Here is a 9,575-nt window from a genome sequence, read left to right on the forward strand (position 1 = left end):
CCTGATCGACCCGCACCGAAGGCGCGCGGCGGGGAGTGAGATACGACCGGTTCAATCGCGAACAGACGGCACGGCAGGCGGGGCGTCCCTCACCTGCGTCAGCGCACCCGGCCACCAGCGTCGGGTGCGAGACACGGGTAGCCTGGCGGTGGTCGACAAGGCCGGGTGCATGGGCCTTGTCGATCAATCTTGTCGATCAATCGGGGAGCACTGACGAGAACAGGTCACACTCGGTGGACAGGAGCCCCAGGTCAGGACCACTGAAGCAACCTGCGTAGACGGTGTGGACGGTCCTCAGCGGCCTCCGGAGCCGGGTGCGAAGGTTCGAATCCTTCCGAGGGCGCCCTGTGATGTCGCGGGACATCGGAGACAGATGTCGCTCGACATCCTGGTTATCGGGGCAGTTACGCGGAGCTGCTCCGGGCCGGCTGTTGGAGGACCGCCTGAGTCTGGGTGACCTTGGCGACCAGCCTCCCGTCTGCGTCGGTCACGTCGGTCTCGACGACGATGACCGTGCGGCCGGTGTGCAGGGGCCGGGAGACGGCGGTGATCGTTCCTGAGCGGACGGCGCGAAGGAAGTTCGTCTTCGACTCGATCGTCGACGTGCCCGCCGCCCCGTCGGGCAGGTTGAGGAAGGCACATGCCCCGCCGGTGCTGTCGGCCAGGGTCATGATGGCCCCGCCATGGAGCATGTCGCCGGTCGTGCACAGCTCGGGCCGGTGCTCCAACGTCGCCCGGACCGAGCCGCGTTCGGACTCGACCGACCGGATGCCGAGGGTCGTCGCCAGTGGCATGAGGTCGAGGATGTTCTCCGGGCTGCTGTTCTCCGGGGTGCTCACGCCCCCATTATCGGCGATCCGGCCGGCGGTCATCGGGTGAATGGTGATGGCGTCGACCCGCAGCCTCCACCCCATCGCGGGTGTCCCGTTCGGGAATGATTCGGCGATGAGCGCCACGCCGACGCCCGGCACGGATCTGCCGATCCTCGCCTTTCCCGACGCCGAGGCGTGGCGGGTGTGGCTCGACGCCAATCACTCCGCCTCGGAGGGAGTATGGATCCAGATTGCCAAGCGTCAGGCCGCGACTGCCTCTGTGACGTATGCCGAGGCCGTGGACGTGGCCATCTGCTTCGGCTGGATCGACGGCAGGAAGGCCGCCCTCGACGAGGAGGCGTGGCTGCAGAAGTTCACACCCCGGCGCGCCCGTAGCCGGTGGTCGAAGATCAACCGGGGCCGAGCCGAGGATCTGATCGCCCGCGGGCTGATGAGCCCCGCTGGTCTGGCCGAGGTGGAGCGGGCCAAGGCCGACGGTCGCTGGGATGCGGCCTATGACTCACCGCTCACTGCCGCCGTTCCGGACGACCTGGCAGCGGCGTTGGCCGCCGACGCCGGGGCGGCCGAGGCGTTCGCCCGGCTGGACGGCCGCAACCGCTATGCCATCCTCTACCGGATCCAGGACGCGCGTCGTCCCGAGACCCGCGCCCGCCGGATCGCCGCCTTCGTGGAGATGCTGGCCGACGGCCGGACGCCGCACCGATGACGTCCCGGGCGCGCATCCGTCCCGCTCGGGAGGACGACCTGCCGGTGCTGCGCGACATCGAGCAGGCATCGGGAGAGCGCTACCGGGATTACGGGCTGGACCATGTCGCCGACGACGAACCGGCGTCGATCGAGACGCTGCGGCGCTATGCGGTCGACGGCCGGGCGTGGGTGGCCGCCGGCGCCGACGATGAACCTCTGGGTTACCTGATCGTGGAGGTCCTCCCCGAGCACCAGGGGACGGGCCTCGGGCGGGAGTTGATCGACGAGGCCGCGTCGTGGGCGGCCGTCCTGGACGGCTCCGGGCACATCGAGCAGGTCAGCGTCGGAGGCGGAGGCCGCCCACGGGCTGGACCCGGACCTGCGGGTGGCGATGAGGCGGGAACTCTAGCCAGGCTGGGTACGTAACCTACTCGGAGTATGGTACAGTGGGCCAGTGGAAGCGGCTCCCCGGTCGCGGCGCGACGAGTACTCCGAGGCGACCCGACGGGCCCTGCTCGACAGCGCGGCCCGGCTCTTCGCCGAGAAGGGATTCACCGCCACGTCCCTCGACGAGGTGGCCGCCGAGGCGCGGGTCACCAAGGGTGCGGTGTACCACCACTTCGCCAACAAGCAGGCGCTCTTCGAGGCCGTCGCCGACCAGGCCGAGGAGGATGCCTGCGCCGCCATCATGGTGGCCGCCGCCGCCGAGGCCCCCGACACCTGGCGGGGGGTCGTGGCCGGGCTGGACAGCTTCCTCGAGCGGTGCATGGATCCCGTCTACCGCCGGCTCTGCTTCCAGGAAGGGCCCGCCGTCCTCGGCTTCGCCAACTGGTGGGAGCACGGGGAGAAGCACGAGATCGGGCTGATCCGGGGCATGCTGGCGGCCCTGCGGGCCGAGGGCCTCATCGAGCCCGACGACCTCGACACCCTCACCCAGCTCCTCTTCGGGTCGATGATCGCCGCCGCCCTGTCCCTGGCCCGGGCCGAGGACCCGAAGAGCGAGAGCGTCCGGGTTCGCGACGCCATCCTCCGGTTGGTCGCCGGCCTCCGGCCGTCAGGGGTCGCGTTGGGTCCCGACGCGGAGTGAGCGGAACGGGACGTCCCGGTCCACCTGTGGCTCCCGGGGCAGGCCGAGGAGCCGCTCCCCGATGACGTTGCGCTGGATCTGCTCGCTGCCACCCTGGATGCCGTGGGCGGGCGCGGTGGTGATCGTCTCCGCCACGTCGGTGTCGGCCAGCAGGGCGTAGGGCCCGGCGATCTCCGCCACCAGATCCCGGTACATGCGCACCAGCCGGACCCCACCGAGATAGGCCACCGACGCCTGGGCCGATCCGTCGCCGCCCGACCGGGCCGAGGCGTTGGCGCGCACGCCGGTCAGGCGCAGGGCCTCGGACAGCGAGTGCAGGGCAGCCATGCGCTGGCGCACGACCGGGTCGGCCAGCCGGCCGTGCCGGCGCGCCAGCTTCACCAGGTCATCGAGCGAGCCGATCGGCAGGGCGTTGGCGGCGTGGGCAGCATTCCTGATCTCGGCCAGCACCTGGCCGGCAGGACGGTCGAGGAAGCCGGCCCGGGTCCCCGCGTAGGGGGACCGGAGATGGCGTTCCCCGCCACCGGCGAAGGCAGACCGCTCGTGGGCCAGGACGGCCATGGCCACGGCCCAGCCGTCGGTCGGACCACCGATCACGTTGTCGCCGGGGATGCGGACATCCGTGAGGAAGGTCTCGTTGAACTCGGTGTGGCCGTTCATCTGCCTGATCGGGCGGATGTCGATCCCGGACTGGTCGAGGTCGACGACGAAGAAGCCGATGCCCTTGTGCTTGGACACGTCGGGATCGGTGCGGGCGACGAGCAGGGCCCGATCGGCAAAGAGCGTCCCCGAGTTCCACACCTTCTGCCCGTTGACCACCCAGTCCGACCCGTCCCGTACGGCGCGCGTCTGCACCCCGGCAAGGTCCGACCCGGCCCCGGGCTCGCTGAAGAACTGGGCCCAGTGCTCCTCCCCGCGGGCCAGCGCCGGCAGCCACCGTCGCTTCTGCTCCTCGGTCCCGAACATGAACAGGACCGGTCCGCCCATGGCCGTGCCCGATCCGGATGGAGGACCGAGGACGTCGGCGGCGGCCAGCTCCTCCGGGACCACCCCGGCCTCGACGGGGCCCAGGCCGCGACCGAACCAGTCGCATGGCCAGGCGGGGTAGCCCCACCCGCTCTCGGCCAGGCGCAGCCACCACTGCCGCACGGTCAGCTGCGGATCCCAGCTCTCGGCCACCCAGTCCCGGACCTGCTCGCGCAGCTCGAGCTCGGTGCCGGTCACCACGACAAACTAGGCGTAGCCCCGATCGGCCAGCCCGTGGCTGCGGCTACGCCCGCGTGAGCCGTACAAGCAGATGGCGGATGCCGGTATGGCGGTTCGACCGCCCCCACTCGACCGGCGCCGCCAGCTCGTAGCCCGAGAACGACGCGAACAGCTCCTCGAACAGCACGCGCATCTCGAGGCGGGCCAGATTGGAGCCCAGGCAGAAGTGGATCCCGTGGCCGAACGCCAGATGCGGGTTGGGCTGCCGGCCCACATCGAACTCCATGGCCCGGTCGAAGACGGCCTCGTCCCGGTTGGCGGATCCCTCCCAGATGACGACCTTGTCCCCGGGCTCGACGGTCTGGTCCCCCAGCCGGGCCTTCCGGGTGGCGGTGCGCCGCTTCGAGGGAGACGGTGTCGTCCACCGCAACATCTCCTCCACGGCGGCGGGTATGGCGCCGGGGCCGGAGCGCAGGTCGGCCAGCTGGTCGGGCCGTTCCATCAGCACCACCAGCCCACCCGCGATGGCGTTGCGGGTGGTGTCGGATCCGGCGGCGAAGAGGAGGGAGAAGAAGGAGTACAGCTCGGCGTCGGACAGCTGCGGGGGATCGACCTCGCTCAGGGTGGCGTGGACCACCACCGAGAGCATGTCGTCGGTCGGCCGGGCCCGCTTGGCCGCGATCAGCTCGGTTCCGTAGTCGGCCATGAATCGGCGGGCGGCGTCGATCTCGGCGGTGGTGTCGGTCACCCCGCGGCCCTCGCGGTAGTCGAAGCCGGGCTCCACCGCCTCGAACAGGCGGTGACGGTCCTCCTCGGGCACGCCCAGGAGGATGCAGATCATCTGCATGGGGAGCTCGGCGGCCACGTCGACGAGGAAGTCGACCTCCGTCCCGCTCTCCACGGTGCCGAGGAGGGCACGGGTCCGGCGGCGCAGCTCGTCCTCCAACCGGCGCACGGTGCGGGGGGTCAGGCCGGCGCTCACCAGGCGCCGGATCCGGGCGTGGCGCGGATCGTCCATCATGTTGAGGACGACGCCCGCCGTCGGAAGGTCCTGGATCAACGTGCCGCCGTGCCGGCGCTGGCCTCCGCGCTCGGAGGAATAGGTCTCGGGATCGTTCAGGACCTCGAGGGTCTCGAGGTAGGTGGCCACCGACCAGAAGCCTTCTCCGTCGGGCGTGTGGCGGGTGGGCTCGTGCCACCAGACCGGGGCCTCCCGGCGGTGGATCTCGAACAGGTGGTGGGGAAAGCCGGCGGCGAAGTTGTCGAGATCCGTGAGGTCGATCCCCTGGAGCACCGCCGTCAGACGAACCCGGCCACCCGGTGGGGGACGTAGGGCTCCTCGAGGGCGGAGATCTCCTCGGCGGACAAGTCCAGGTCGGCGGCGGCCACGGCGTCGTCGAGGTGATGGGGCTTGGTGGCGCCGACGATCGGCGCGGTGACGCCGGGCTTGGCGAGGAGCCAGGCCAGGGCAACCTGGGCCCGGGGGACCCCGCGGTCGGCCGCCACCTTGGCCACCCGCTCGATCACGGCGCCGTCGGCGCCGGCCGGGTCGTACAGCGCCCGCCCGAACTCGTCGGTCTGCGAGCGCTCGGTCACCTCGCTCGGATCGCGGGTCAGCCGGCCGCGCGCCAACGGGCTCCACGGAATCACCGCGATGCCCTGGTCGAGGCACAGGGGCAGCATCTCCCGCTCCTCCTCCCGGTTGAGCAGGTTGTAGTGGTTCTGCATGCTCACGAAGCGGGCCCACCCGTGCCGCTCGGCGATGTAGAGCGCCTTGCTGAACTGCCACGCCCACATCGACGAAGCCCCGAGGTAGCGCACCTTGCCCGAGCGCACCACGTCGTCGAGCGCCTCCAGCGTCTCCTCGATGGGGGTGCGCCGGTCCCACCGGTGGATCTGGTACAGGTCGATGTGGTCGGTCCCGAGACGCCGGAGGCTGGCGTCGACCTCGGTCATGATCGCCTTGCGCGACAGGCCGGCGGAGTTGGGTCCCGGGCGCATCGAACCGTGGACCTTGGTGGCGATCACGACCTCGTCGCGGTTGGCGAGCTCCCCCAGCGCCCGGCCCACGATCTCCTCGCTGGAGCCCAGCGAGTACACGTTGGCGGTGTCGAAGAAGTTGATGCCCTGCTCGAGCGCCCCCCGGATGAAGGGGCGGCTGGCCTCCTCGTCGAGCGACCACGGGTGGTTGCCCCGGGCGGGCTCCCCGTAGCTCATGCACCCCAGGCAGATCACCGAGACGTCCAGGCCGGTCTGTCCGAGCTTCACGTACCGCATGCGCGATCCCTCCCGGGCCCGCCTCGACGCGGTGGCGGGCGGCCCGGCAACTCTAGGCAGGCCCTCCCGGACCCCCGACCAGCTCCCTCGGTCAGGCCCGCCGGCGCCGGCGGGCCAGGACCACCAGCGCCGAGCCGCCCGCCAGCAGGCCGCTGCCCACGCCGGCGATCCCGAGTGCCCGGAAACCGGTGAAGGCCAGCAGCCCGGTGCCGGCCACCGCGGCGCCCGGCCGGGCCGCCGGCAGGGCCGCCGGGGCCGTGACGGCGCCGGGTGTCCCCGGTGCGGCTCCGGCGGCGGTCGCCGGGGCGGCCAGGGTGAGGCCCTCCACCTGGGTGAGCGGGGCGCTCGACCCGGTGGCGGGGGCGACCCGGGAGGCGCCGACCGCCGCGGTCGTCCCGCTCGCAGCCGGCGCCGGGGCGGTCGACTGTGATCCGCTCGGCGGGGCCGTCCCGGCCGAGGAGCCGGAGGAGGTGCCGGCCGCGGCCGTGCCGGCGGCCGGGGCGCAGTCGATCCAGAAGACCTTGTGCTTGACGTCGGCCCCCTGCGATCCGGAGACGTCGGCCGTCAGCTTCACGTGGTAGCCCTGGTGGGCGGGGGCCACGCCCTTGAACAGCCCGGTCAGCTGCGAGAACGAGACCGGGACCGTCTGGTCGAGCTGGTTCCCGCTGGTGCGGTGGGCGGTGGTCCAACCGGCGGAGAGGCTCACCGAGCCCGAGCCCCGGGTCGGGGCCTGGCCCTCGAAGGTGAGCCGGGCGGTCTGGGCCCCGGGGTCGTAGCCGTAGAGGCTCACGCTGAAGCTGCACCCCACGTGGGGGTCGTTGTCCTGGTTCGGGGTGGCCTCGTTGTTGATCTTGACCGTCCCGTTGTTGCCGGCCGGCGCCTGGCCGTCCGCCCACGCCTGCCCGGCCGGGCCCAGTGCCGCCACCAACAGAGTCGAGAGCCCGGCTGCGCCGCCGAGGGTCCTCCACGTACGCGTGCTCATTCCGCCGCTCCCCAGTGCTCGCCCTGCCCGGCCGACCGGGCCAGGGACTAGATAGTTAGTATGCTCTAGTTATTACCGGGGTCAACCGATTTCACACACGCAGAATGACGGTAACGGCGCAGAAAGTGGGGAAGGGGCCGGGATTCAGGGCTCGACGAGGACCTTCACCGCCCCCTGGGCCCGGTCGGCGGCCAGCGAGAAGGCCCGCGCGCCCTCCTCGAGCGGGAGGCGGTGGGTTACCAGGAGTTCGCCCAGACCGGGCCGGGCCGCCAGCATGGCCGCCGCCTCGACGAACTCCCGGTCCCCGTGGCGGTGGCCGTACATCGACGCCGGGACCAGCCTGGCCTCCTTGCCCAACAGGCCGTAGCCGATGGTGACCGGCTCCCAGTAGGTGGCCACGGCCACGATCACTCCCCCCGGCACGACCACCTCGACGGCCCGGTCGAGGGCGCTCTGGGTCCCGGCGGCGTCCACGACGGCGTCGTAGTCGGCCGACCGGGGCTCCCCCGCCCCGAGGGCCGATCCCCGCTCCTTCTGCCCGGGGTGGCGGGCGGCGAGGTCGACCTCGAGGCCGAGGTGGCGGGCGGCGGCCACCGTGGCCAGCCCGATGCTTCCTCCCCCGACGACGAGGACGCGCCGGCCGGGCACGAGGCCGGCCTGGTGGATCCCGTGGAGCGCCACGGCCAGGGGCTCCACCAGCGCCCCGTCGGCCACGTCGACGCCGCCCGGAAGAGGGAGCAGGCACCGCTCCTCGACGTAGGCCTCGTCCGCCAGCCCGCCGTCGAGGGACACCCCGTAGATGCGCTGGGTCAGCGTGCGGCACAGCTGCTCGCGCCCGGCCCTGCACTGGTCGCATCTCCCGCACGGCACCATCGGGCAGACCGCCACGGCGGTGCCGTCGTCGAGCAGCCCGGCGAACTCGTGGCCGAGGGTCACGGGCATCGGGCCCATGCCGGCCAGGTGGAGGTCCGAGCCGCAGATCCCTGACGATCTCACCCGTACGCGGACGCCGGTCCGGTCCGGCTCCGGGAGCTCGACGACCCGGATCCCGGCTTCCGTGCTCCGGAGGCCCCTCACCTGCCGGCGCCCGGCCCCCGGTCGGATCCCGCCGAGGCGTACTCCTCGCGCAGTGCGTTCTTGACGATCTTCCCGGTCGAGTTCCGGGGCATCTCGTCTCTGATCACGAGCTGCTCGGGGATCTTCTGGATCATCAGCCCCGCCTCCTTGAGGAAGGCGACCATCTCGGCGAACTCCAGCGGGGGCGCCTGGGGATCGGGCTGCACCACCGCGCACACGCGTTCGCCGCGCTCGGCGTCGGGCAGGCCGATCACCGCCACGTCGAGGACCTTGGGGTGCTCGTAGAGCAGGTCCTCGATCTCCCGGGCGCTGATGTTCTCCCCCTTGCGGATGATCACGTCCTTGAGGCGCCCGGTCAGAGTCAGATGACCATCGGCGTGCAGCCGGCCCAGGTCACCCGTGCGGAAGAAGCCGTGCTCGTCGAAGGCGGCCGCCGTCAGCTCGGGATCGGTGTAGCGCCGGAACACCATCGGGCCGCGCACCCGCACCTCGCCTTCCTCTCCCGGGGCGGCATCGCCTCCATCGGTCCTGACGACGCGGATCTCGGCGCCCTCCACCGGATGGCCCTCGGTGTTGGCGAGCTGGTCGTCGGTGTCGTCGGGAGAGCCCGACGTGATCATCGGCACCTCGGTCATGCCGTACCCGTGGACCACCCCGCGCCCGCCGATCTCCCTCATCACCTCGTAGTGGAGCTCGGGCGGCTTCGGCGCCCCTCCGCCGGACATCAGCCGCAACCTCGGGAGAACCGGGTTCCCGGGATCCTTGCGCTGCTCGTTGAGGCACGCGAGGTAGAAGGCCGGGCCCCCGCCGAACATGGTGACGTCGTGGGCCCGGAACAGCGCCAGGCTCTCGGCCGGGTTGAAGGCCTCGACCATCACCGAGGCCATGCCGGTCATCAACACCGCGGCCAGCATGTCGGCGCCCCCGATGTGGGCGATCGGGAAGGCCACCGTCCCCACGTCCGCCGCCGTCAGCCCGAGGGCCGCCACCAGCCCCCAACCTCCCGCCATCAGGCTGCGGTCGGTGTGGCAGACCCCCTTGGGGTCCGAAGTGGTCCCGGACGTGTAGTAGATCCACCGGACGGCGTCCTCGTCGGCCCGGGGGACCGGAACGGCTGCGAGCGCCGCCGGGTCCGCGTCCGGGAGCCCGTCGTCCAGCACCACGAGCTGCGGGGACACCCCCCGCTCGGCACCGGCCCGCTCGGCCAGGGCGGCGTAGTCAGTGCCCCTCCAGACGCCCGGCACGAAGAAGTGCGTGGCCCCGGTCTGAGCCAGGGCAAAGCCCACCTCCCGCTCCCGGTACAGGTGGATGATCGGGTTCTGGACGGCGCCGATCCGGCACAGGGCCGCGCACCCGACCACGGTGTCGATCCGGGTGGGCAGCTGCCACGACACCGGGCTCCCCGGGCCCACGCCCAGTCCGACCA

The 9,575-nt window shown here is 72.0% G+C and carries 10 protein-coding genes; 3 read left to right on the forward strand and 7 right to left on the reverse strand.

Annotated elements, in window-relative coordinates:
• Nucleotides 1-404: 404 nt before the first annotated feature.
• Entirely contained in the window at nucleotides 405-839 is a 435-nt protein-coding gene (locus tag VFW24_11960; GenBank protein HEX5267478.1) for a PaaI family thioesterase, read from the reverse strand.
• A gap of 106 nt (nucleotides 840-945) precedes the next feature.
• Here VFW24_11960 and VFW24_11965 point away from each other — a divergent pair, with 106 nt between their 5' ends.
• The 3 genes from VFW24_11965 to VFW24_11975 are packed head-to-tail and all read left to right on the forward strand — an operon-like array spanning nucleotide 946 to nucleotide 2,607.
• On the forward strand, nucleotides 946-1,539 hold the full coding sequence (locus VFW24_11965) for a YdeI/OmpD-associated family protein (protein ID HEX5267479.1): 594 nt from the start codon (nucleotides 946-948) through the stop codon (nucleotides 1,537-1,539).
• Nucleotides 1,536-1,946 carry a GNAT family N-acetyltransferase gene (locus VFW24_11970; GenBank protein HEX5267480.1) on the forward strand — a complete coding sequence of 137 codons (411 nt, stop codon included), beginning with the start codon at nucleotides 1,536-1,538 and terminating at the stop codon, nucleotides 1,944-1,946. Before VFW24_11965 ends, VFW24_11970 begins: the two co-directional genes overlap by 4 nt.
• A 28-nt stretch (nucleotides 1,947-1,974) precedes the next feature.
• Nucleotides 1,975-2,607: a TetR/AcrR family transcriptional regulator gene (locus VFW24_11975; protein HEX5267481.1), complete on the forward strand. Its 633-nt coding sequence runs from the start codon at nucleotides 1,975-1,977 to the stop codon at nucleotides 2,605-2,607.
• On the opposite strand, the gene VFW24_11980 is transcribed toward VFW24_11975, so the two are convergent.
• The 6 genes from VFW24_11980 to VFW24_12005 all read right to left on the reverse strand — a co-directional run.
• Nucleotides 2,575-3,831: an acyl-CoA dehydrogenase family protein gene (locus tag VFW24_11980; protein ID HEX5267482.1), complete on the reverse strand. Its 1,257-nt coding sequence runs from the start codon at nucleotides 3,829-3,831 to the stop codon at nucleotides 2,575-2,577. The genes VFW24_11975 and VFW24_11980 overlap by 33 nt on opposite strands.
• Before the next feature lie 46 nt (nucleotides 3,832-3,877).
• Nucleotides 3,878-5,107, reverse strand: a complete 1,230-nt coding sequence (locus tag VFW24_11985; protein HEX5267483.1) for a cytochrome P450 — start codon at nucleotides 5,105-5,107, stop codon at nucleotides 3,878-3,880.
• A gap of 5 nt (nucleotides 5,108-5,112) precedes the next feature.
• Nucleotides 5,113-6,090 (reverse strand): aldo/keto reductase, encoded by a 978-nt coding sequence (locus VFW24_11990; GenBank protein HEX5267484.1) that lies wholly within the window; start codon nucleotides 6,088-6,090, stop codon nucleotides 5,113-5,115.
• Between the two features lie 91 nt (nucleotides 6,091-6,181).
• Nucleotides 6,182-7,072 (reverse strand): hypothetical protein, encoded by an 891-nt coding sequence (locus tag VFW24_11995; protein HEX5267485.1) that lies wholly within the window; start codon nucleotides 7,070-7,072, stop codon nucleotides 6,182-6,184.
• 144 nt (nucleotides 7,073-7,216) lie between these two features.
• Nucleotides 7,217-8,149: an alcohol dehydrogenase catalytic domain-containing protein gene (locus VFW24_12000; protein HEX5267486.1), complete on the reverse strand. Its 933-nt coding sequence runs from the start codon at nucleotides 8,147-8,149 to the stop codon at nucleotides 7,217-7,219.
• Nucleotides 8,146-9,575: AMP-binding protein (locus VFW24_12005; protein HEX5267487.1), on the reverse strand; the 1,430-nt coding region annotated here is incomplete at its 5' end. The genes VFW24_12000 and VFW24_12005, both read right to left, overlap by 4 nt.

It is taken from the genome of Acidimicrobiales bacterium (assembly GCA_036273495.1).
Taxonomy (GTDB): Bacteria; Actinomycetota; Acidimicrobiia; order Acidimicrobiales; family JAJPHE01; genus DASSEU01.

Coding starts and splice junctions, on each gene's coding strand:
- VFW24_11965 (HEX5267479.1), top strand. CDS start 946: ATGAGCGCCACGCCGACGCCCGGCACGGATCTGCCGATCCTCGCCTTT.
- VFW24_11970 (HEX5267480.1), top strand. CDS start 1,536: ATGACGTCCCGGGCGCGCATCCGTCCCGCTCGGGAGGACGACCTGCCG.
- VFW24_11990 (HEX5267484.1), bottom strand. CDS start 6,090: ATGCGGTACGTGAAGCTCGGACAGACCGGCCTGGACGTCTCGGTGATC.
- VFW24_11995 (HEX5267485.1), bottom strand. CDS start 7,072: ATGAGCACGCGTACGTGGAGGACCCTCGGCGGCGCAGCCGGGCTCTCG.